This is a genomic window from Calidithermus roseus (assembly GCF_003574095.1).
GTDB lineage: Bacteria > Deinococcota > Deinococci > Deinococcales > Thermaceae > Calidithermus > Calidithermus roseus.
This window is the reverse complement of sequence record NZ_QWLA01000060.1, coordinates 1-22823: the sequence shown is the minus strand read 5'-3', so window position 1 is coordinate 22823 and position 22823 is coordinate 1. Positions and strand designations below refer to the sequence as shown.

General features: G+C 67.4%; 20 protein-coding genes. 10 read left to right on the top strand and 10 right to left on the bottom strand.

Annotation, left to right across the window (positions count from 1 at the left end):
* Positions 1-98: 98 nt before the first annotated feature.
* Together Mrose_RS13720 and Mrose_RS13715 are read right to left on the bottom strand one after the other, a co-directional pair.
* Entirely contained in the window at positions 99-413 is a 315-nt protein-coding gene (locus Mrose_RS13720) for an SdpI family protein (RefSeq protein WP_182482821.1), read from the bottom strand.
* 1260 nt (positions 414-1673) lie between these two features.
* Positions 1674-2582, bottom strand: a complete 909-nt coding sequence (locus Mrose_RS13715) for a ribokinase (protein ID WP_220452336.1) — start codon at positions 2580-2582, stop codon at positions 1674-1676.
* A gap of 323 nt (positions 2583-2905) precedes the next feature.
* Between Mrose_RS13715 and Mrose_RS13710 the strand changes: the two genes are divergently transcribed.
* The 10 genes from Mrose_RS13710 to Mrose_RS13665 all read left to right on the top strand — a co-directional run bounded on the left by Mrose_RS13710 (position 2906) and on the right by Mrose_RS13665 (position 15812).
* The gene (locus tag Mrose_RS13710; protein ID WP_119279158.1) at positions 2906-3943 is read left to right on the top strand and encodes a LacI family DNA-binding transcriptional regulator; all 1038 of its coding nucleotides are present in this window, start codon (positions 2906-2908) and stop codon (positions 3941-3943) included.
* Positions 3940-4863 (top strand): carbohydrate ABC transporter permease, encoded by a 924-nt coding sequence (locus Mrose_RS13705; protein WP_220452335.1) that lies wholly within the window; start codon positions 3940-3942, stop codon positions 4861-4863. The genes Mrose_RS13710 and Mrose_RS13705 overlap by 4 nt, the downstream gene beginning before the upstream one ends.
* Positions 4860-5708 (top strand): carbohydrate ABC transporter permease, encoded by an 849-nt coding sequence (locus Mrose_RS13700; RefSeq protein ID WP_119279156.1) that lies wholly within the window; start codon positions 4860-4862, stop codon positions 5706-5708. The genes Mrose_RS13705 and Mrose_RS13700 overlap by 4 nt, the downstream gene beginning before the upstream one ends.
* A 29-nt stretch (positions 5709-5737) precedes the next feature.
* Positions 5738-7051: an ABC transporter substrate-binding protein gene (locus tag Mrose_RS13695; protein WP_119279154.1), complete on the top strand. Its 1314-nt coding sequence runs from the start codon at positions 5738-5740 to the stop codon at positions 7049-7051.
* A gap of 64 nt (positions 7052-7115) precedes the next feature.
* Entirely contained in the window at positions 7116-8258 is a 1143-nt protein-coding gene (locus Mrose_RS13690; RefSeq protein WP_119279152.1) for an ADP-ribosylglycohydrolase family protein, read from the top strand.
* Entirely contained in the window at positions 8255-9565 is a 1311-nt protein-coding gene (locus Mrose_RS13685; protein WP_119279151.1) for an ADP-ribosylglycohydrolase family protein, read from the top strand. Before Mrose_RS13690 ends, Mrose_RS13685 begins: the two co-directional genes overlap by 4 nt.
* Positions 9562-10422 carry an HpcH/HpaI aldolase/citrate lyase family protein gene (locus Mrose_RS13680; RefSeq protein WP_119279149.1) on the top strand — a complete coding sequence of 287 codons (861 nt, stop codon included), beginning with the start codon at positions 9562-9564 and terminating at the stop codon, positions 10420-10422. The genes Mrose_RS13685 and Mrose_RS13680 overlap by 4 nt, the downstream gene beginning before the upstream one ends.
* Positions 10419-12374, top strand: a complete 1956-nt coding sequence (locus Mrose_RS13675) for an SUMF1/EgtB/PvdO family nonheme iron enzyme (protein WP_119279147.1) — start codon at positions 10419-10421, stop codon at positions 12372-12374. Before Mrose_RS13680 ends, Mrose_RS13675 begins: the two co-directional genes overlap by 4 nt.
* A gap of 3 nt (positions 12375-12377) precedes the next feature.
* Positions 12378-13601, top strand: coding sequence for a CaiB/BaiF CoA transferase family protein (locus tag Mrose_RS13670; RefSeq protein WP_119279145.1), 1224 nt, complete (start codon positions 12378-12380; stop codon positions 13599-13601).
* The gene (locus Mrose_RS13665) at positions 13602-15812 is read left to right on the top strand and encodes an ADP-ribosylglycohydrolase family protein (RefSeq protein ID WP_119279143.1); all 2211 of its coding nucleotides are present in this window, start codon (positions 13602-13604) and stop codon (positions 15810-15812) included. It abuts the gene before it with no gap.
* Between the two features lie 106 nt (positions 15813-15918).
* Here the strand turns inward: Mrose_RS13665 and Mrose_RS18650 are convergent, their stop codons facing one another.
* The 8 genes from Mrose_RS18650 to Mrose_RS13630 all read right to left on the bottom strand — a co-directional run bounded on the left by Mrose_RS18650 (position 15919) and on the right by Mrose_RS13630 (position 21726).
* Entirely contained in the window at positions 15919-16173 is a 255-nt protein-coding gene (locus tag Mrose_RS18650; RefSeq protein WP_147371664.1) for a hypothetical protein, read from the bottom strand.
* Between the two features lie 30 nt (positions 16174-16203).
* Positions 16204-17535 (bottom strand): sensor histidine kinase, encoded by a 1332-nt coding sequence (locus Mrose_RS13660; RefSeq protein WP_119279141.1) that lies wholly within the window; start codon positions 17533-17535, stop codon positions 16204-16206.
* Complete coding sequence (locus Mrose_RS13655; RefSeq protein WP_119279139.1) at positions 17532-18188, bottom strand: response regulator transcription factor; 657 nt, start codon at positions 18186-18188, stop codon at positions 17532-17534. Before Mrose_RS13655 ends, Mrose_RS13660 begins: the two co-directional genes overlap by 4 nt.
* 3 nt (positions 18189-18191) lie before the next feature.
* Positions 18192-18617: a PepSY domain-containing protein gene (locus tag Mrose_RS13650; protein WP_245969927.1), complete on the bottom strand. Its 426-nt coding sequence runs from the start codon at positions 18615-18617 to the stop codon at positions 18192-18194.
* 10 nt (positions 18618-18627) lie between these two features.
* Positions 18628-18993 carry a hypothetical protein gene (locus Mrose_RS13645; protein WP_119279137.1) on the bottom strand — a complete coding sequence of 122 codons (366 nt, stop codon included), beginning with the start codon at positions 18991-18993 and terminating at the stop codon, positions 18628-18630.
* Entirely contained in the window at positions 18993-19565 is a 573-nt protein-coding gene (locus Mrose_RS13640; protein WP_147371663.1) for a hypothetical protein, read from the bottom strand. Before Mrose_RS13640 ends, Mrose_RS13645 begins: the two co-directional genes overlap by 1 nt.
* A gap of 287 nt (positions 19566-19852) precedes the next feature.
* Entirely contained in the window at positions 19853-20785 is a 933-nt protein-coding gene (locus Mrose_RS13635; protein ID WP_119279133.1) for a ParB/RepB/Spo0J family partition protein, read from the bottom strand.
* Entirely contained in the window at positions 20782-21726 is a 945-nt protein-coding gene (locus Mrose_RS13630; RefSeq protein ID WP_220452334.1) for an AAA family ATPase, read from the bottom strand. Before Mrose_RS13630 ends, Mrose_RS13635 begins: the two co-directional genes overlap by 4 nt.
* Between the last annotated feature and the right edge of the window lie 1097 nt (positions 21727-22823).

Below are 22823 nucleotides of genomic sequence, written 5' to 3'. Positions count from 1 at the left end.
AAGTTCGGTGAGGGGGTGCGTTCTCGCAAACTCCGCCTGCAGATGCGGGAGTGCCGGGTCAAGGCGTTGGTCTACAACGCCTACCGTTAGTCATCTCGCTACATTATGGGAACTTTGCAACAGAGCATAAGCACCAGGATAAGAGCCAGAAGTGGCACGATCTCGAAAGTCAGCCCCTGAAGGGTTAGGCTGTTGGGGCCAAGCTTCATATAGCGATCTAGGAGCAGGAGTACGACGCTCAGAGCAATCATAATGGTGGAAACGACGAGGGTGGCCTGGCCCGCGAAGCGGTTGGCAACGTACCAGATGGACGGATTGGCCAGGGTCCTGGATGTCCTGAAGCCATAGGTGCTGTTGGAAGAAACTTTCCCCTGCACCAGCGGGATAGAGAGCCCAACCAACAGCGCCGCCACGATGAAAATTGAAACAGCTATAGCTATGGTTGTCCCGCGCATGCTAAACCCTGAGGGCCTGAGGGTGAAGTACTACACCGAAAAGGGGTGTGATGTTAAACTGTGAGAAACATGTCCATTCACGATCTTGTTACATCTGTACATTCTCTCTCTCCACCTTCAGAGCAGATTCCACCACCCACATCCAGTGATTCTAGTAGGGAGGGAATTCCGCCTGACTTGGAGCCAATATTACGTCAGCCCGTACCTGACTGGATCAGACCCAGTGAAGGTGCCGAATTTCCTGCGGATGGCAAGCTCGTTGTAGAGGGAGAGATTCCCTTAATACAAGGGGGGCCACCGGCTCCAATTGACGAGCTGGCGTACTACCTGCCTTTTCACTTCTACGCTACTGGCTGGGGCATCTACTTGCGCGCCAGCGGGATCCTTCAGGTTGCCTCAATGCTCGTGTCGGCATCGAGAGGTGGCCTTTCATTTTCGGAGGATGTGACTAATCTTGCGGCTGCAATCCTGTTACAACATGAAAGGTTTCACTTCTTTACGGAGGTCGCGTGCGCACGAGCCGAACTTCTTCTTTATTCCACCCTCTACCAGAATTACTTTCACGATCAGGGTGCAACAGCAATTGAAGAAGCTTTGGCCAATGCACATGCTTTCCGAACCTCTCTTCGGGGCCAGGCGGGAGCAGTTTGCAATCAGGTCAAGCAGTGGATGTTGTCACAGGGTCCTGGCTACAGAGACTTTACGAGGTGTCTAAGCCCAGCTACATTCACAAAATGGCGCCGTATGGCCATCCAAAGGATGCAGCTCCATGACAGCAGCCTCGTCTTGTCACGAAGTGCAATGCGGATGCGAGGAACTTCTGTGAGCGCATCACCCACGAAGCTTCGTCTTCAACCAAGAGGTTTACCCGCTCAGCCTATGCCTACTGAGTTCCTCTTCGAGGGAGTAGCTCGCGCCCGTGCTCCCGTCTTTTTGGTACAAGATATCGCTACCATAGGGGTGCTAAGACCTTTCCCCAAATTTGCAGGCCTGCGTGTTCTCGTGCACACCCGTGATCATCCACCCCCACACATACACGTTGAGATTCCTCCTGGTCGCGACCTTACCCGACTGGAGTGGCCTAGCCTCCAACCTTTACCGGGTGATCCTGTCCTCTCAGGGAGTCAAAGAGAGTCCCTCAATAGGTACCTATCCAGGTATCGGGAGGAGATTGACCAGAAAATTCGGCAGGTCTATCACCCCCCAAAATAACACGCTCTAGCGCGGCCCGGGCCAGTGCCCCTCGAGTTCAGCGCGCCGCGGCATGGCGGCGGCGGCACCCGTGCGGGTGGTAGCCAGCGCAGCCGCTGCGTTGGCAAAGCCCACCGCCTCGGCAGCGGAGGCCCCCTCGCTCAGGGCCACCACCAACGCGCCGCTGAAGGTATCCCCCGCCCCGGTGGTGTCGACGGCCCGCACCGGCCGACCTGCAGCGTGTCCCTCCCCAGCCGCACCCGCGAAGACCGCGCCCTGCTCCCCCAGCGTCACCACGGCGTTGGCCACGCAGCCAGTTAGTCGTCGGGCGTACTCGAGGGCCCGCCGAGGGTCGGGGGTGGGCTCGACCCTGAGGAGCTGGGCGGCCTCGACCTCGTTGACGATCAGCCAGTCGGCCCCCTCGAGGTCGGGCAGGTCCAGCCCCGGCGCGACCGGAGAGGCGTTGAGCGCCACCCGGCAGCCCGCCTCTCGGGCCGCGGCCAGGGCCCGGCGCCAGGTGGGCCGGGGGATCTCGAGCTGGACCGCTACCCAGGGCGAGCCGGCCAGGGCCGCCTCGTCGAGGTCCTCGGGCTCGAGGTCGGCGTTGGCCCCTGGGGAGACCAGGATGCTGTTCTGGCCCGACGCGTCCACGCCGATGAGGGCGAGGCCGGTGGGTCGGGGGCTCTGCTTGACCCGCGCGGTCCGCACCCCCTCGCGCGCGAGCTGCTCGAGAGCCAGCCGGCCGAAGGCGTCCACCCCCACGGCCGCGACGAGGCCCACGTCGGCACCCAGGCGCGCAGCGGCCACGGCCTGGTTGGCCCCCTTGCCGCCCAGCCCCACCTGCGCGTCCTCGCCCTGCACCGTCTCGCCGGGCCGAGGCAGGTGGGGCACCCTGACGGCCAGATCTACGTTCACGCTCCCCACGACGCTAATCACCCTGCCAGCCTCCCCTCACCAGACCCTAGCCCCTAACCTGCGTCCTGGGGCCAGGTTTTGGTCAAACGATTTACCTCGTAAGTATGCCGACCACCACGCCTCCGTGTCAAGCTCCGGAGCGGCAGCTTCGACCGCAACCTTGCCGACCGCCCACGGCACGAGCCCGCGGCAGAACGGCAACGCCCCCACACAGGAGCCCTCGCTCTCCCGCCCATGCAGTCTGGGTGACGAATGCGGCCGCTTCGGGCATTTTCCACCCTCCTCGAGACGGCACCCCGCTCGGCGCTTGACAGGGCTGCTCAATCGTTTTAGCATAGCCCTCAATGGCGAACGAAACCCCCAACCCCCCGCGGCGGGGGGCCGGCACGGCCACAGCCGCCGACGTGGCGAGACTAGCGGGTGTCTCGGTGAGCACGGTCTCCCTAGCCCTCAGCGGCCGGGGACGGGTCTCCGAAAAAACGGTTCAGCACGTGCGCAAGATCGCCGAGCAGCTCGGCTACGTGCCCAACGCCCAGGCCAGCAGCCTGCGGCGGCAGGTCACGCACCGCATCGCCCTGGTCGTCCCCGACATCGGCAACCCGGTGTACGTCGCCGTAGCCAAGGCCATCCAGCGCGAGGCCAAGCAGCGGGGATACTACGTGCTGCTCATCAGCACCGACAACGTCGAGGGCGCCGACGTCGACGCGCTGCACCTGTTGCGCAACGGCCACGTCGACGGCATGGTGCTCATTGCCATCCAGCCCTCCGATAAGCTCGAGCGCCAGCTCGGGCGCATCCACAAGCCCATTTGCGTCATCGGCAAGGTGCCCGGCGATCTGGGGATAGACCACGTCGAAGCCAACTCCACGCGGGCCGTGGAACTGGCCGTCGAGCACCTCCTCCAGCGGGGGCGCTCGAGGCTGGTCTTCGTCAACGGCCCCCTCGACACCAACCCGGCCCGGCTGCGACTGCAGGGTTACCTCGAGGCCGCTCGGCGGGCGGGGCTGGAGGAGCGGGTGGTGTCGTGCGCCTTCACCCTGCAGGGGGGCTACGCGGCGGTCGAGGAGGTCCGGTCCCGCTTCCCCGACGCCGACGCGCTGGTCTGCGCCAACGACCTCATCGGCATCGGGGCTCTCAAGCGCCTGCGCGAGCTGGGGGTGCGAGTACCCGAGGACGTCGCCGTTACCGGTATCGACGACATCCCCGAATGCCAGATCTGCAGCCCCACCCTCACCTCGGTGGCGCTGCACGCCGGGGAACGCGGGCGCATGGCCGCCCAGATGCTCCTCAACCGCCTCAGCGGCGAGGCCCCGGCGGCCCCCCTGCGGGTGGTGGTCGAGCCAGCCCTGCAGGTGCGCGAGTCCACCGGAGGCCAGCCGTGAACCGGGTGAGCCCGACGAAGGCCCGCGCACGGCTGGGCGATGGCCGGGCCATCGTGCCGTGGTGGCTGTTCCTGCCCAGCGTGGTGCCCATCGTGCTGTTCTCGGTCGTGCCCCTGCTGCAGGGCATCTATCTGGGTTTCACCGACTACACGCTCGGGGCCGAGCGGGCCCGCTTCGTCGGGCTGGACAACTTCGCCCGGATGTTGGGTGACGCGGCCTTCTGGTCCTCCTTCCGCATCGGCTTCATCTGGACCTTCTCGGTCACGCTGGGGGTGCTGGTGCTGGGAATGACCCTGGCCATGCTGCTCAACGCCAGGCTCCCCTTCCAGGGGCTGGCGCGGGTGCTGGTGCTCATCCCCTGGGCCATCCCGCCCGTGATCAAGGGCCTGATGTGGCGCATGGTCTACCACCCCAGCGCGGGGTTTTTAAACCAGTGGCTGCTGGGAGTGGGACTGATTCAGTTCCCCATCAACATCCTCAGCGACTTCACCTGGGCGCTGCCCGCGGTGATCGCGGTGGGCATCTGGACCGGGCTGCCGCAGGCGACGGTGGTGTTCCTGGCGGGCCTGCAGTCCATACCCGACGAGCTCAAGGAGGCGGCCATGCTCGACGGGGCGGGGAGCTGGCACGTCTTCCGCCACGTCACGCTGCCGCTGATGACGCCGGTGATCGTGGCGACGGCGGCGCTGGAGCTGATGTGGAACTTCAACGCCTTCGGGCTGGTGTACGTCCTCACCGAGGGCGGCCCGGCCGGCAGCACCAAGCTGCCGATGCTCCTGGCCTACGAGGAGGCCTTCAGCTTCGGCAACATCGCCTACGCCTCGGCGCTGGGGCTGGCGCTGGTGGTGGTGGGGGGGGTGCTGGTGTACTTCGTGGTGCGCAACCAGTACGCCGGCGCGGGCGCGGGGAGGGCGGGATGAGGCTGGGCCACCGCCTGCGCCACCGGCTGGCCCGGTTCGGCATGAGCCTGCTGCTGCTGGCCTTCATCGCCTTCCTGGCCTTCCCCATCGTCTGGCTGACCTCCACGGCCTTCAAGCCGCCTGGCGAGATCGGCTTGCAAAACCCCGCCCTGCTGCCCCAACAGCCCACCCTCGACAACTTCCGGGTAGCGGTGGAGGAAAACGGCGTGCTGCGCAGCGCCTACAACACCCTCAAGATCAGCGTGCTCTCGGCGGTGCTCACCCTGCTGGTGGCGCTGCCCGCGGCCTACCTGCTCGCGCGGCGGCGCTCGAGGATGAACCAGGCCGTGACCGTGTGGATCCTGGTCTCCCAGACCTTTCCCCTGATCCTGATCATCGTCCCGCTGTTCCTGATCCTCAGCTGGCTGGGGCTGGTCAACACCCACGCCGGGCTGGTGCTGGTCTACGTGGTCTGGAGCCTGCCCTTCGTGCTGTGGATGCTCCAGGGGTACGTGCGGGCCATCCCGGTGCAGCTCGAGGAGGCCGCCGCCGTGGACGGGGCGAGCCCGCTGGACATCCTCGCCCGCATCATCCTGCCGCTGCTGCTGCCCGGGCTCATCGCCACTGGCCTGTACACCTTCGTCAACGCCTGGAACGAGTTCTTCTTCGCCCTGGTGATGCTCAAGTCGCCCGACCTGGTCACCCTGCAGGTCAGTCTGGCCCGCTTCCGGGGCATCGAGGGGCTGGCCCGCTGGGGGCCGCTGGCCGCCGGGAGCCTGATCGCCATCGTCCCCACCCTGCTGGTGTTCGCCCTCATGCAGCGCCGCCTGGTGAGCGGCGTCCTGGCCGGGAGCGTGAAGGAGTAGAGGAAGTAAGGAGTAAGGAGGAGGTAGCGATGAGTAAAGGACGTTTGAGGTTTTGGGTGAGGCTGTCGGTGGGCCTGCTGGCCGTGGCGTGGTGGGGGCTGTCGCTGGCCCAGCCGAACCCGCAGCCAATCAAGCTGCGCTTCGTGAGCCTGGCCTGGCAGACCGACGCCATCAAGGCGGTCAAGGAGGTGGTGGCAGAGTGGAACAGCCGCAACCCGCAAATCCAGGTGGAGTACCAGCAGGTGGACTGGGGCTCGATCCAGGACTACCTCACCACCTCCTTCCAGGCTAAAAACGTGCCGGACGTGTTCCACTACGAGTCGAACCCGGTGATGGACTTCGGCAACCGTGGCTTTTTGCTCGACTTAGCCCCCCTCATCCCCGCGGAGATGAAACAGGACATCCTGCCCGGAGCCTGGAAGACGGTCACCGACGCCAAGGGCGCGGTCTACGGCGTCCCCTTCCTGGTCGAGCCGCTGGTGGTGCTGTACAACCGCAAGCTCTTCGTCGAGGCCAAGGTGTCGCTGCCCCGCGCCGACGACGTGTGGACCTGGGAGGACCTGCGCCGCGTGGCTAAGGCCCTGACCAAGGACACCAACAACGACGGGCGCCCCGAGGTGTACGGCTGCGCCATCCCCCTGCGCAACGCCGGCAACCGCATCCTCAACCTCAGCGTGGGCTTCGGCGGGGATTACTTCGCCCGCAGCGGCAACTCCTACTCCGTGAAGGTGGGCAACGAGGAGAAGCAGTTGCTGAGCACGATCCTGGCCATGCTCTACGAGGACAAGAGCTGCACCACCGAGGCCCTGACCCTCGGCAGCGCCGAGGTGATCCCCGGCTTCCTGGCCGGCAAGTACGCGATGATGCCAGGAGTGGGCGCCTTCGTGCGCCAGCAGATTGTGGAGAAAGCACCCAAGGACTTCCAGTGGGGCGTGCTGCCGCCGCTGAAGGCCAGGACCCAGGAGCAGGGCAGTGTCTCGCAGACCCTCAGCATCCCCAAGGACTCGAAGTATCCGCGCGAGGCCATGCAGTTCATCGCCTTCGCCCTCAACCGGGCCAACATGGCCAAGCTGGCCGCGGGGGACTGGCTCATCCCCACCCGCGCCAGCAGCACCAAGCTGCCGCCCTTCAACACCAGCGCCAACGGCTGGCGCACCTCGGTGGAAGCGGCGAAGTACCTCACCTTCCCCCTGTGGCAGCAGGTCAACGGGGTGAGCGAGTTCCGCAGCCGGGTGCTCAACCCCAAGCTGCAACTGCTCTTCGCCAACCGGCTCTCCCTCGAGGACTTCGCCAAGCAGGTCGAAGCCGAGGGCAACGAGATCATCAAAAAGTTCTACCCCTGAGCCGCGACCGGGTCGGGGGCGGGCACACAACACCGCCCCCGACCCGCGAAAGGAGTCAAGCACGATGGCATCGAGCATCTGGGACGGAGCGCGGGGCTGCATCTACGGTGGCGCGGTCGGCGACGCGATGGGAGGCTCCACCGAGGGTTACACCCCGCAGGCCATCCGCGAGCGCTTCGGCGGCTACGTCACCGATTTCATGGGGCCCTTCAACCCCAACTGGCAGACCGCCCGCCCCCACGCCCCCTTCCACAAAGGCGACGGGCACATCACCGACGACACCCACATGGTCTTGGCCCTGACCAACGTCTACGCCGAGGTGCGCGACCACCTCGACGCCTACCACATGGCCGAGCTGTTCGTGCGGGAGATCGCCGACAAGGTGGTCTACATCCCCGAGCTCGAGCGCGAGACCGTGCTGCAAAACCGACTCTTCCTGGCCGAGAAGTACCTGGTGCTGCGGCTGCGCCACGCCCACGCCGACCCCCGCGAGGCCGGGGTAGGCAACATCGTCAACTGCGGAGCCGCGATGTACATGGCCCCGGTGGGCATCGTCAACGCCGGCAACCCCGCGGGGGCCTACCGCGAGGCGCTGGAGATCGCCGGAGCCCACCAGAGCAGCTACGGGCGCGAGGCGGCGGCGGTGATGGCGGCGGCGGTAGCGGCGGCGCTGCGCCCCAGGGCCAGCGTGGACACGGTGATCGAGGCGGTGCTCGAGCTGGCCAAGGACGGCACCCGGCTGGCCATCGAGGCCACCACCACTGCCGCCCGGCGTTGCCGCGACTGGAAGGAGGCCATCGAGGTGCTGCGCGAGGCCATCCGGCCCTTCGACACGGTGGGGGAAAATTACCGCGAGCCGGGCCTCGACGCGCGCAAGCCCTCGCGCACCAAGGCCATCGAGGAGTTGCCGGTGGCCCTGGGCCTGCTGGTCGCCACCGGCGGGGATTACGTGCAGACGGTGTACGGCGGGGTCAACTACGGGCGCGATTCCGACAGCATCGCCAGCATGGGCGGAGCCATCGCGGGGGCGCTGGGGGGTGAAGCCGCAGTGCCCAGGGGCTGGATCGAGCGGGTCTCCGGCGCCAGCCGCAAGGACTTCCGCGCCGCCGCCGACACCCTGGCCACGGTGGCCCTCGAGGTGCTGGAAAAGGACCGCCGGCGCTTTGAGGAGCGCCTGGAGAACTTCCCTCACGGAGTCCGGACGTGAGCCTGCGCATCACCTGGCTCGACCCCGCCGAGCGCTTCGCCCACGAACTGCGTCAGCTTCGCGAGGAAGGAGCGGACGCGGCGGAACTCGAGGCAGCGTGGTCTGCCCTGCCCCCCGACGAGCAGCGGCGACGAGCCCCCGACCTCCTCCGCCAGGCAGGCGGAATTTCCCTGACCATCCGGCAGGTGCCCCGGCGGGAGGACTTCGTGGAGCAGTTGCGCGGGAACCCCGCACGGACCTTCAGCCCCGACGAGTTGCGGCTGCGTCTGCAGGCCGCCTGGCTGGGGAGGGCGGCGGGGTGCCTGCTGGGCAAGCCGGTGGAGAAGGTTCCCCGCGAGGGGATTAGGGCGCTGCTGGAGAGCATCGGGGCCTATCCCCTGCGGGAGTACTTCACCGCCGAGGGTGTCCCGCCCGAGGTGAGCGAGCGCTACCCCTGGAACCGGGCCAGTCGGCCCACCAGCCTGCGCGAGAATATCACGCAGATGCCCGAGGACGACGACCTCAACTACACCATGCTCAACCTATCGGTCGTCGAGCGCTTTGGCCCCGAGTGCTCCACCGAGCACATAGCCCACAGCTGGCTCGAGATGCTGCCGGTGCTCAGCGTCTTCACCGCCGAGCGGGTGGCCTACGTGAACCTGCTCCACTTCCTCAGGCCACCCCAGACCGCCACCCACCTCAACCCCTACCGTGAGTGGATCGGGGCCCAGATCCGCGCCGACCTGTGGGGCTACATCCATCCCGGCGACCCGCCGTCCGCTGCGCGGGCGGCCTTCCGCGACGCCCGCCTCAGCCACGTGGAGAACGGGGTCTTCGGCGCGATGCTGGTGGCGGCCATGATCGCCCAGGCTTTCCTCACGCGTGACTCGGAGGCCGTCGTGCGGGCCGGGCTCGCCGTCATCCCCCCGGACAGTCGCCTGGCCGAGGCCGTGCGCTACACCCTCGAGCTCGAGCCCGCCCAAAGGCCCTGGGAACAGACCCTGGACGCGCTCTATGCGGCTTTCGGACACTACCACTGGGTCCACACCATCAACAACGCCGCGCTGGTGGTGGCCGCCCTGCTCTACGGGCGGGGGGACTATGAGCGCTCGATCACCGCGGCGGTGATGGGCGGCTGGGACACCGACTGCAACGGAGCCACCGTGGGCAGCATCGTGGGCTTGATGAACGCCCAGGTACCCGCCAAGTGGATCGATCCCCTGCGCAACCGGCTGCGCACCAGCCTCAAGGGCTTCGACCACAGCCGCTTCGACGAACTGGCCTCGAGGACGCTCGAGGTCGTCCCCGCACGGTACAGGAGCATATGAGCAAGATCCTGCTGTTCGTTCCCGCTTCCGACGAGCGCAAGCTCGGGAAGGTTCTGAGCCTGAGCGCTCCGGCCTTCCTGCTCGACCTCGAGGACGGCGTGGCCGAGGGGCACAAGGAGGCCGCCCGGACCCTGCTGCGGCGCCTGGCTCCCGACCTCTACGGGCGAAAACCCTGCTGGGTACGGGTCAACCCCCTCGACGGCGAGCACTTCTACGCCGACGTGGAGGCTGCGCTGTGGCCCGGCCTGCTGGGGATCAACCTGCCCAAAGTCGAAAGTGCCCTGCACCTGCAGATCGCCGACTGGTACCTGAGCCAGCTCGAGCGCGAGCGGGGGCTGCCGCCGGGCTCGGTGCGGCTGATGGCCACGGTGGAAAGCGCTCGAGGAGTCGAGGCTCTGGGTGAGATCGCATGGGCCACGCGCCGCCTGGAATGCCTGTGCTTCGGCAACGCCGACTACAGCCGCGACCTCGGCCTGGACTGGCCCGCGCCGGAGGGGGCGGCCTACCCCGCACTCACGGCGGCCAAGGTCCGGCTGGTGCAGATCTCGGCTGCCGCCGGGCTCGAGCCTCCCCACGACGGGGCCTCGGCGGAGTTCGGCGACCTCGAGGCGGTCGAGCGCGAGGCCCAGGCCGCCAAGCAGCTCGGCTTCGGCGGCAAGCACGCCATTCACCCGGCACAAATTCCCGTGCTCGAGCGGGTCTTCCGCCCTACCCAGGCCCAGGTGGCCTGGGCCGAGCGGGTGCTGGCCTATCACGCCCTGCACCCTGAGCAAGGGGCTTTCCAGCTCGACGGCCGCATGGTGGATGCCCCGGTGATCGCCCGGGCCCGACAGATCCTGGAGGAAGCGGGGCGATGACCTCGGGGTTTCCCACCGACTTCACCCAGGCCAGGATCATCCCCGCGCCGGACGACCCCGCCGACGTGCCCCAGTGGCGGGGGGCCCTGCGCCGCTGGCGCGAGGAGACCCGGACGGCGCTGGGCTACTCGGGGGAACGCTACGCCAGACCGGAGTTCGCCTGGGGCTGGCGCTGCTTCGCCTGCCCCTTCGTCCTGCTGTGGGACGAGCTGCTCACCGACCACCGCAGCGGGCGTTACACCCCCGAGCGCTACCTCGAGTACGCCCGGGCCTTCGGCGGCATGGACGCCCTGGTGCTCTGGCACGCCTACCCCAACCTGGGCTTCGACGAGCGCAACCAGTTCGACTTCTACCGCGACGCGCCGGGCGGGCTGGAGGGCCTGCGGGCCCTGATCCAGGCCTTCCACCGCCACGGCGTGCGGGTCTTTCTTGGCTACAACCCCTGGGACACCGGCACCCGGCGCGAGGGCCTGCCCGACTACCTGGCGCTGGCCGACGTGGTGGGCCGCCTCGAGGCCGACGGGGTCTTCCTCGATACCCTGCGCCACAGCGGGCGCGAGTTCCGCCAGGCCATCGACGCGCTGAGGCCGGGGGTGGTCTTCGAGTCGGAATCCTCGCTGCCCCTGGAGCACCTGCACGACCACGCCATGTCCTGGGCCCAGTGGTTCAGGGACTCGAGGGCACCGGGGGTCTTGCGCAACAAGTGGCTCGAGCCGCGTCACATGATGCACCACACCCGCCGCTGGGACCGCGACCACCGTGAGGAGTTGCAGAGCGCCTGGATGAACGGGGCGGGCATCCTGGTGTGGGAGAACGTGTTCGGCTCCTGGAACGGCTGGCACGCCCGCGACCGCTGGCTCCTGCGGCTGATGCTCCCGGTACAGCGCCGCTACGCCGAGCACTTCGCCCTGGGGGAGTGGTGCCCGCTGGTGGAGACGGAGGTGGAAGGGGTCTACGCCACCGCCTGGACCCACGACGGCAGCCGCCTGTGGACGCTGGTCAACCGCGATCCCCGGGACGTGCAGGGAGCGCTGCTCGAGGTCCCCCACCGCGGGGAACGCTACTTCGACCTGATCGAGGGCCGGGAACTCGAGACGCGCATCCGGGGCCACCGCGCGGTCCTGAGGGGAGAGGTCGCCGGACACGGGCTGGGCGCGGTCGTGACCCTCGACCCCTCGGCGGTGGACACCGACTTCCGGGCCTTCCTCGAGCGCCAGCGCCGCACCTACGCCGAGCGCAGCGACGACACCCGCTTCCCCCAGCGTCCCATCGCGCTCGAGCCCGCCCCTCCCAGCGCCAGGCGTGAAGCCGAAGCGGGCACGATCCGCCTGGGACCGGCACAGCCCCTCCTGCGCACCACCTTCCGCAACCGCGAGTGCGGCACCTACGGCCCGGCTCCCTTCGTCAACGTCTGGAAGCCCAAATACCCCCACCTCCACCAGCCGGTGGTGGAGGTGCGCCAGGTGCGGCTGGGGGCCTTCGCGCTGGACCCGCGCGAGGTCAGCAACCGCGAGTACCAGACCTTCCTGGCAGCCACCGGCTACACCCCGCGCGACCCCGAGCGCTTCCTGGCCCACTGGCAGGGCGGGGCCCCCCCACCCGACCAACTCGACGACCCGGTGGTGTTCGTAGACCTCGAGGATGCCCGCGCCTACGCGCGCTGGGCCGGCAAGCGCCTGCCCAGCGAGGAGGAGTGGCAGTACGCGCTCGAGCGGACCCCTCCGCCCACAGGCCCAAGGGTATGGAACTGGACCGAAAGCGAGCGCAGCGACGGGCGCACCCGCTTCTGCATCCTCAAGGGCGGGGCCGACTACCGGGCCGAGGGCTCGGAGTGGTACGCCGACGGCGGCCCCCAGCCCCCGGACTTCGCCGCCAAGTTCCTGCTCGGCCCGCCTGGCCTCAACCGCCGCTCGACCATCGGCTTTCGCTGCGTGGTCGACCTACGAACTTAGCTTATGGAAACTTCCAATCCCTCATCCAAAGCACCCCTGGAAGGGCTCAGGGTCCTCGACCTCTCCAGCCTCTACGCCGGCCCCCTCATCGCCACCACCCTGGGCGACTTCGGGGCCGAGGTGATCAAGGTCGAACACCCCCGCGGCGACGACGCCAGGCGCTGGGGCCTGAGCAAGGACGGCGTCCCGTTGTGGTGGAAGGTGATCTCGCGCAACAAGCGCCTCATCACCCTCGACCTGCACCTCCCCGAAGACCAGGCCAAAGCCCGCGCCCTGTGCCGCTGGGCCGACGTGGTGATCGAGAACTTCCGCCCCGGACGCCTCGAGGGCTGGGGTCTGGGCTGGGAGCAGTTGCACGCCCTCAACCCCCGCCTCGTCATGGTGCGGGTTACGGGCTTCGGCCAGACCGGCCCGCGCGCGCAGCAGCCCGGCTTCGGCACCCTGGCCGAGGCCTACTCGGGCTTCGCCTTCATCACCGGGCAACCCGACGGCCCCCCCACCCTGCCCCCCTTCGGCCTGGCCGATGGGGTGGCCGCGCTGGCCGGCACCTACGCGGTGATGATGGCCCTCTACTGGCGCGACGCCAGAGGCGGGGGCGAGGGCCAGTACATCGATCTGAGCCTCTACGAACCCCTCTTCAACATCCTGGGCCCCCAGGCCATCGAGTACACCCAGACCGGCACCGTGCAGCAGCGGCAGGGCAACCGCTCCAGGCGCACTTCGCCCCGCAACACCTACCTCACCCGCGACGGGCACTGGGTGGCGCTGTCGGGCGGCACCCAGGGGGTCGTCGACCGCATGTACCGGGTCATCGGGCGGCCCGAACTCGCGCAGGACCCGCGCTACAACACCGCCCAGGGCCGCCTCGAGCACGCCGACGAGATCGACGGCTGGCTGGCGGAGTGGATCGGTCAGCACGACCTGGAAGAGGTGCTCGCCCGCTTCGAGGCCATCGAAGCCCCCATCGCCCCGGTCAACTCCATCGCGCAGATCCTGCAGGACCCACACTACCGGGCGCGGGCCTCCTTCGTGGAGGTGCCCGACGAGGACTTAGGCCGCGTGGTCATGCAGAACGTGGTGCCCCGGCTGAGCCTGACCCCCGGTGCCATCCGCCACAGCGGGCCGGCCACCCTGGACCGCGACCGGGAGTACGTCGAGGGCATCATCCGGCAGTTCAGTGAAGGGCCAACCGGCCCCCGGCGACGCCGGTACTCAGAGGAGGTCTGAATGGCGCTACCAAGAGACTACGCGCAGCGCGTCTACGCCGGGGTGCTGGGCAAGATGATCGGGGTCTTCATGGGCCGCCCCATCGAGGGCTGGACCTACCGCCAGATCCAGGATCGCTTCGGCGAGGTGCGGGGCTACGTCAACGAGGCGGTGGGCCGTCCTCTGATCGTCCCTGACGACGACCTCAGCGGCACCTTCGCCTTCTTGCGGGCCCTGGAGGACAACGGCTACCCCCGCGACCTGCGCTCGGAGCAGATCGGCGAGGCCTGGCTCAACTACATCGTCGAGGGGCGCAGCACCCTGTGGTGGGGCGGGATGGGCAACTCCACCGAGCAGACCGCCTACTACCGGCTCAAACGCGGGGTCCGGGCCCCCCGGAGCGGCAGCATGGAACTCAACACCCGGCTGATCGCCGAGCAGATCGGGGCCCAGATCTTCATCGACGGCTGGGCCATGGTGGCCCCCGGCGACCCCGACCTGGCCTTTCACCTGGCGACCGAAGCCGCGCGGGTCAGCCACGACGGCGAGGCGGTGCACGCTGCGCAGGTGCTGGCGGTGATGGAGTCGCTGGCCTTCGTCGAGCCTCGTCTCGAGCGCCTCCAGGAGGCCGCGCTGGGCTACATCCCCCGCCAGAGCGTGATCCGGCGGCTGATCACCGACCTGCGCGAGCTGCGCCAGCACGAGGGAGACTGGCGCGAGGCGCGGGAGTGGCTCGAGGCCCACTACGGCTACGACCGCTACGGCGGCAACGTCCACGTGATGCCCAACCACGGGGTGATCCACCTGAGCCTGCTCTACGGTCAGGACGACTTCCTGGAAACCCTCCTGATCGCCAACACCGCCGGCTGGGACACCGACTGCAACGCGGGCAACGTGGGCTGCTTCATGGGGATCAAGAACGGGCTGGCCGCCATCGATGCCCACCCCCACCTGCGCGATCCCCTGGCCGACCGGCTCTTCGTCTCCAGCGCCGAGGGCGCGCGCAGCGTCACCGACGCGGTCACCCTCACCGACGAGATCGTGCGGGCCGGGCACCGGCTGGCAGTGAAGGGCCGACAGGCCCCCGGCGATGCCGGTGCTCAGGGGTTGGAGTGGGAGCCGCCCAAGGGCGGCGCGCAGTACCACTTCGCTTACCCCGGCTCGCTGCAGGGCTTCTTCAGCGAGGGTGCCGCCTGCTCGCTGGCCAACCCGCGGGGCGGAGGCCTCGAGGTGCGTTTCGCGCTCGAGGGTGGGTCGCCGTGCCAGCTCTACACCCGCAGCTTCCTCCCCCCTGAAGTCCCCGAGCCGCCCGACGCGCCCTACGCCCGCAACCTGGGCAGCGGCTGGAACTACATGCTCCTGGCCTCCCCTCGTTTTTACCCAGGCCAGGTTCTGACAGCTCGCTTCTCGGGAGAGGCCCTGCCGGGCACCACGGTAGCGCTGGCCTGCCGCTACTACAATCCCGACGACCGGCTCGCCATCGCCTCGAGCGCCCCGGTCCCCCTGCGCAGCGAGCCCCAGGAACTCACCTGGATACTGCCCGACCGGGGCGGCCCCATCGCCGACCTGGGGCTCCAGATCGCCGGCCCTGCCGGGCCGGGCCGACTTCTCCTCGACGCCCTCAGCGTGCGGGGCGAGGCTTCGGTGCGCTTCATCAAGCCGCAAAATCCCGATGGCGCTGCAACCGGCAACATGTGGCGTCGGGCCTGGGTCAACGCGGTCCACCGGCTGGATAAGCGTTTCCCCGAGCCCTTCCGCCTGCTGCACATGGAGGGCCTGGGACTCATCAGCATCGGCAGCCGCGACTGGCGTAATTACCGGATGCGGGCGCGGCTGAGGCCCTACCTGGCCAGGCAGGCCGGGGTCGCGGTGCGCTACCAGGGCCTCAACCGCTTCTACGCGGTGGTGCTCTGCAAGCCGGGCCGTCTACAGATCGTCAAGCACCGCGGGCGCTCCCAGCTCCTGGCCGAGACCCCGGCAGAGTGGCTCGAGGGCGAGGAGGTCGAGCTGCAGGTGGAGGTGGAGGGCAGCCGGGTACGGGCCCGGCTGGGGGAGGTCGCGCTCGAGGCCCACGACCCCGAGGCCCCCCTCGAGGCCGGGGGCGTCGCGCTGCTGATCGAGGAAGGCTGGCTGAGCTGCGAGGAGGTCGTGGTCGGCCCGCTCGAGGGCCGGGCCCGCAGCCACCTCAGCCGCTTGGCGGAGCGGGCGGTCTGGGACAGCGCGGGGAGGTGATGCCCCAAGGGCCCCGTGCGGGGCGGGTCAGTCCACCAGTTCCCGCCTGGGTCTGCGGAACACGAAGGGGAAGCTCGAGCCGCTCGCCAGCACCCGCCGCACCTCGTCATAGAAGGGGTGCTCCCCGACTCCGCTGAGGTGGGCGAAGCCGCGGGAGGTCCCGCAGCACCCAGCCGTAGTTCTCCAGCGGCGAACCCGCCTTGGCCGGGGGGACGTCTCCCACCGTCTTGAAGGGCGTGCCGGTGCGGCGGGTCAATTCGCGGTAGAAGCCGCCCCGCTCCCGGTTCCCCCACGCGTGCAGGACCCGCAGCCTCGGGTTGGCCGGGCTGTACCCGACCCGCCCTCCGGTGAATAACGACAAGAAGTTTAGCTGTGAGAGGACGTCAAAGCATCATCCAAGATGAGGCCCTGGCCTCATCCTCAGGGGCAGGCGAAAGCTCACCCGGGCTCCCATAGGCCTCCGGCTTTCTGTCCAGACCTCCCCCCCGTGCCAGCGGGCCACCGCCGCCACCAGGGCCAGGCCTAGTCCGCTCCCCTCCGGGGCGCGACCACTCCTGTAAAAACGCTCGAACACCACGGCCTCCGCTCCAGGGGGGATGCCCGGACCGGTATCCCAGACCTCCAAGCAGGCCCAGCCCTCCTCTGGCCAAACGCGAAGGCCCACCGCCCCGGAGGCGGTGAACTTGTGCGCGTTTTCCAGTAGGGCCTGCACCGCCGCGCGGAGGACGGTAGGGTCGCCCCACACCTCGAGAGGGGTTTCGGAAAGTTCCAGGTGGAAGGCCAGGCCCTTGGCGGCAAACAAATCCCGCATCTCCTCCGCCACCTCAAAGGCCAGCGCGTCCAGGTCCAGGGCCTCCTTCTGAAGTCCTCCTGCTTCCGTTCGGGAAAGCAATAGGAGCTTCTCCACCAATCCCCTGAGTTCCTCTGCCCCCCTGCGAGCAAGGGCTAGGTCCGGGCTCTCGGGAAGCCGCTCAAGGCGGCCAAGAAGAACGGTCAGCGGGGTTCTCAGGGCGTGGGCCGCATCCTGGCTGAGGCGTTGCTCGCGCTCGATAAGGGATCCCAGCTTCTCCAGCAGGTGGTTGACCGCACGGCCCAGCCGCCAGAGCTCGTCCCGCGTGCGGGGTTCAGGCAGACGGGCACGCCACTCCCCCTCTTCGGCGAGGCGAAGGGCGGTACGGGTCAGGTGGTCCACCGGGGCAAGTCCGCGGCCCAGGAGCAAGTAGCCTAGGGCGAAGGAGAGCAGGAAGGAAAGAGGCACCAGAGCCAGCATCAGGTTGTCCAGCAAGCCCAAGGTGGTCTTGAGGGTGCTGAGGGGCAACGCGGCCACCAGGTGGAGCCCGGGGCCCACCGAAAGGCTTCCTACGCGATAGCCCTGCCAGCTGGAGCGCTGAGCCGTCACGTGGGCCAGGGCCGCCACCTCCTCGGGCGGGGGCAGGCGGCCCAGGGCGTCCCGCACACCACTGGAGTCGGCCAGCACCAGCACCAGCTCGGGCAGCAGACGGGGGAGGACCTCGAGGCTCCGGTCGGGCAGAAGGCGCAAGCTGCCGTCTTCAAGATCGCGGCCCACCAAAGGCCGCGCCAGGTCTAGGGCGGCCTCGAGGTCCTCGTCCAGCTGGGCCAGCAGCCTTTGCTCCAGGCTCAAGCGGAGGGCTCCGGACAAAATCAGCAAGACCAGGCCCACCAGGGTAGCAGCAAAGGCGGTAAGCCGCAGTCTCAGGCTCATCCCAGGAAACGATACCCCAGGTTGCGCACTGTCTCGATGGCACTATCGTCCAGCTTGCGCCTGAGGTAGCGGATGTAGGTGTCCACGGTGCGGGGCTCCACGCTGGCCTCCCCGGGCCAGACCTTCTCCAGGAGGGCCTCGCGGGTGTAGTAGCCCTCGGCGTTAAGGGCCAGGAACTCCAGCAGGGCGTACTCCCGGCCCGAGAGCCGCACCGGTCGGCCCTCCCACCAGGCCCGCTTCAGCGCTAGGTCCAGCTCGAGCCGCCCCACCCTCAAGCGATTCTGGGCCTCGCCCCTAGCCCGACGCAGCAGGGCACGTACCCGGGCTACCAGCTCACTGGCATAGAAGGGCTTGACCACGTAGTCGTCAGCGCCGTCTTCCAAACCTTGCACCCTGACCTGTGGGGCATCGCGAGCGCTCAGGATGAGAACGGGCAGCCTGTACTCTTCGTCTCTGAGTCGGCGCAAGAGCCCTAGGCCGTCGCCGTCAGGAAGGCCAAGATCCAGCACCATAAGGTCATAGGGGAAGCTTTGCAGCAGCCCCCAGGCCTCGGCAGCGCCAGGGGCCGTGTCGACGGCCCAGCCTTCCTTCACGAGGGCCTCGGCTACCAGGGCCGATACCTCGGGATTGTCCTCCACCACCAGCAGGCGCACGGCTCAGGGCCTCCTTTCGCTCGTTCTGCCGTCCGGCAGGATGTAGATCTTGCCCCGGGGCCCCTTGGCCTCCCACAGGGCCAGGCGCTGATAGGGCTTCAGCTCTAGCTTCTCCACCGAGCCCAGGACCCGCTCCGCACTCTGCCAGGCCTGGGTAAAGGGTAGGTGGGGGTGGCGGGTGTGGGGCGGGGCTTTCTTGGGCCGCAGGTGGGCTACTTGACCGCTCTGGGCATCTACCCAGACCTCCCACTCCCCCAGGCGAAGCTCCCAAACCCAGACCGGACCTTTTCGCTTGAGTTCCACCTTGTAGGGCTCGAGGGGCTGGCCGAGATAAGTCTGGGCCAGTCGCACCGCCTGGGGCAACTCCAGGCGGGCACTCAGGCCCACCTGGAGCAGCATCCCCAAGAAAAGGAACCAGCCCCAGCGCATGATCCTAAGTCTATCCCCTCTCCCCCTGGACGAATTCAAGGTAGGCCTCAGCCCGCTGTAACCGTTCCCGCGCCAACCCCCGGCGCCCCTCCTCCAGGGCCTCCCAGGCCTCCAGGATCAGGGCCTCGAGCCGAGAACGCTGTTCCGGTGAAAGCTCCTGGGCCCGCAGGCGGAGGGCTCGCAGCCTCGAGGTCAGGGGCGTGGCGGATGAACCCGGCAACCTCCCCACCCCCCGCTGCCAAAGCGCCCACGCCCCGGCCGCCAGTAGTGCAAGCAGGACCAGCGCAAACAGAGCCTCGAAGACTTCCTCCCAGAAACCGGGGACAGGGGCGCAGGCCGCAAGCAACAGGGGAGCAGCGAGGAGCACCCAAAGCATCAGAAGCCTCGCTCCGCTTTGAGGACGTGCAGTCCCGCATCGGCTAGCTTGTGGGCGGCCTCAGCCTGCCAGGGGCTGGCCTGAGCCGAAAGGAGGCCTTTGGCTCCTTGCAGGAAGGCCCGCACCGCAGGATGGTTACTGCGGAAGTAGTTCATCTCCGCTTCAAGGCGCCAAACGCGCTCCTGGGCGCGGTAGAAGTGGTCACCATGCCAGCCGCCCTTGCCCCGACCAGCTGGACCCGGACCCCACCAACCGTTGAGGGCTAGGGCGGCCTCATAGGCCTTCTTGGCGGCCTCAGCCCCTTCCTTGGCGCTGAAGAAGCGCTGGGCCTGCAGGTCGGCCTGGGCTCGGCTGAGCAGGCTATCGGCTTGGGCCAACCAGGCCGGGGTTTGGGACGGGCGAATGCTCTGCCAGTAGGCTCGGCGTGCCTGGGCCTCGGCCAGCTCGCGGAAGGCCTTTTCGGCGAAGTGATGGGGGTAGGGGGCCACTGGAGCCGGTGGAGTGGGTGGGTTGGGCTGGGCTGTAGTCAAACCGAGAAGCAGAATGGAACTCAACCATACAATCTTTTTCATTGTTTATCCTCCTTGGCGCGAACGCCAAGGAGGAGGGTAGGGGGATTCGGTTGGAGGAATGTTGGAGGGAGAGTCCTTTACCTGACATCCTCCCCGGACTTCAGTTCGGGGAGGATGTCAGAGACGGTAGGCGTGGGGTTGCTGTGCATGAGGGTATTGTAGCCCATCAGCGGATGGACGTGCTACACCGGGCTTCGATCGGCTTCCGATTCCTCCCCGCCGCCCCGCCTCGGCGGGGCATCCGCGAAAGGAGTTTTGTGATGGCTGCCGCGGTATTGCCCAGGCCACTACGCCTGCAGCAGGCGTTCAAGCTCCGAGAGCAGCTCGTCTACCCGCTTCCTCCGCTCCTCATCGAGCTCCCGCCGGGCCAAGGCGCGGCCCAGCGCCTTGACGCGCTCGCCGTAATGGTCGGGCTCAGGCTGCGGCTTGGCGGCTAAGCGCCCGACCTCCTGGCGGATCTGGCTGAGGCTGAGGCCCTCCTGCACGGCCCGCTGCAGCAAGCGGGCCCGCGCTCTGGCGTCGCGCAGCCGGGCGATGGCCCTGGCCTTGGTGTAGTCCAGTCGCCCCGAGCGGATGACCTCGAGCACGTCCTCCGGCAGCTTGAGCAGGGGCAGGCGGTTGGCTACGAAGGACTGCCAGGTGCCGCGCGACAGCGAGTTGAAAGTTTCCTCGACCAGCACGGCATCCGGCTTACCCATAACGTTATGGGTAGCCTTGCCCTTGGCCTCATTGTCCATGCGGTAGAGCAGCGTCACCACGTCCTCGACGGGCTGCTCCAGGCGCAAAGCCAGCAGGCCCAGCACCCCCTCCGTCTCCTCCAGCGGGTTGAGGTCCTCGCGTTGCAGGTTCTCGGTCAGGGCGATGAGCTGGGCCTCCTCGTCGCTCAAACGCCGGATGATCACCGGTACGCGGCTGAGCCCCGCCTCGAGGGCTGCTCGGTAGCGGCGCTCCCCCGCCACGATCTCGTACCCGCCCTGGACCTCCCGCACCAGCAGGGGCTGCAGCACCCCCTGCTCGCGCACGGAGGTCACCAGCGCCTCCATTGCCTCTGGATCGAAGTAGCGGCGGGGCTGGCCAGGCCGGGGCCTGAGGTCGCTCAGCAGGACCTGGGTCGGTGTCCCGGCTTGACTGGTGCCCCCCAAGAGGGCTGTGACTGGGCTGGCATTGCGCATGGGGTGCTTGGCCAGGATGGGATTGCTTCGCTCCTTCTTAGCACTCACGACCTCACCTCTCCCCTGCTCTGCCCGTATAGCGCGCCCATGATGTGCTCAGCGGTCTCCTCGAGAACCTGCACCGCCGGGTGGCGGGGGTTGAACAGCGCCAGGGGCTTTGCTTCCACCGTGGCCTTCTTGAAGTCGGCAGCCTGGGGCACCGGCGTAAGGACCGGTCCTCGTTCCGCAAGCTGGGCGGTAAGCGCCTCCAGCACGTCGCGGTCGTGCTGGGTGCCCTTGGCGTACTGCATGGGGACGAAGCCCACCACTTTCAGGTTAGGGTTGAGTTCCTGGCGCACCCCGTCCACCGTACGCAGTAGCTGGTCGGTCCCCAGGTAGGCTTTGAAATGCGTCTGCACCGGCACGAGCACGAAATCGGAGGCCGCCAAGCCCAAAATGGCCAGCAGGCCCAGGCTCGGCGGGCAGTCGACGAGGGCGACGTCATAGGCGGCACGCACCTCATCAAGCGCCTTGCGCAGCCGACCTTCCCGGTTGAGCGCGGAAACAAGTTCCTGCTCCGCACCGGCCAGCAGGATGTTCGAGGGAACCAGGTCCATCCCCGCCAGGTTGCGGTGGATCGGCAAGCCCCCTCGCCGCAGCAGGGCGTCATAGACCGTGACCTCGAGGTCCGCAGGCACGAGGCCCAGGAAGGCGGTGAGGGTGGCTTGGGGATCGAGGTCCACCAGCAGCACCTTCAGCCCCCGGCTAGCGAAGTGGTAACCGAGGTTGAGCGCGAGCGTGGTCTTCCCCACTCCGCCCGCCTGGTTGAACACCGCGATCGTGCGCATAGCCGTCTCTTCCGGGCCCGGCTCGAGCACCGGGATGAGCCACTGCCCCCCCCGCTTCTCCGCCCCCGGGATCTGCCCCGCTCCAGCCAGACGGCGCACGTAGGCGTCACTTACCCCACGGCGCGATGCGTACTCCTCGGTCGTCAGCCACAGTCTGCGCATGCCCCCACTCTGCCACATCCGTAACTCTTTTTACAAGGCCTACACGTTTGCGTAACCAGCCCTCCCCCGCCAGCAGAGCAAACTGGGATCGGCATCGGGCGACGATACGTACAGGGTAGGGAAGGGGAGAGGTTCCGCCCACGTGGGTTGGGCCAGAGCCACGCTGCAACTCCACTCGAGCCAAACGAAGGATCCGGCGAGCACAACCGAAGCCCCGAGCCCAAGAACCCAAGGAGGCCATTGGCCCGCCGCCGCTCTACCTCGCCATGACCAACACGACCGACAAAAACATGTTCTGCACGAGAAGATCAGCAACCCAGGCTCGGCTTTGAGGTATCGGAATACTTGGCTATTTTGCCGGGCGGACTATCGGAACACTTGGCTAAATGAGCCGATGGAGTATCGGAATACTTGGCCGAAAACCGGGGTATCGGAATACTTGGCTATTTCGCCCGAGGGCAGGTATCGGAATACTTGGCCAATTCCAGGTCGGGGCCCGTCGTCGAGGCGTAAATTAAGGCGTCCGGATCGAACCAATTCGCCCATGCGCTGACCGTAGTAGGGGGGTTCAATTGCCCTATCGGAATACTTGGCTATTTTGCCGGGCGGACTATCGGAATACTTGGCTAAATGAGCCGATGGAGTATCGGAATACTTGGCTATTTTGCCGGGCGGACTATCGGAATACTTGGCTAAATGAGCCGATGGAGTATCGGAATACTTGGACACTTCAGGGGGGCAGTATCGGAATACTTGGCCAAAGTGAGGGGCGAACTATCGGAATACTTGGCGATTGGGAAGCCCAAATTATCGGAATACTTGGCCATTAGTGCCAGAATTTCGCGTCCTGCAAGCGCTTTGCCGCCGGGCCTTGATGATGACTTTAATTTCAATCAAATTCTTTAAAGCTCACGGCTTAAAAAGTCATCATCAGCGCCGGCGCGGGGTGCGTCCCCGAATCAACCCTAAGGGGCTAAGCTGCTGGGAAAGCGACATGGCGCACGGTGTCGAAAGAGACGATTGGACGGAGAGAGAATAGCTGGGAGCGGCCAAAGGCCTTGGCGTGGGCCCCGCTGACCGACCAGCGAGCCCCGGCG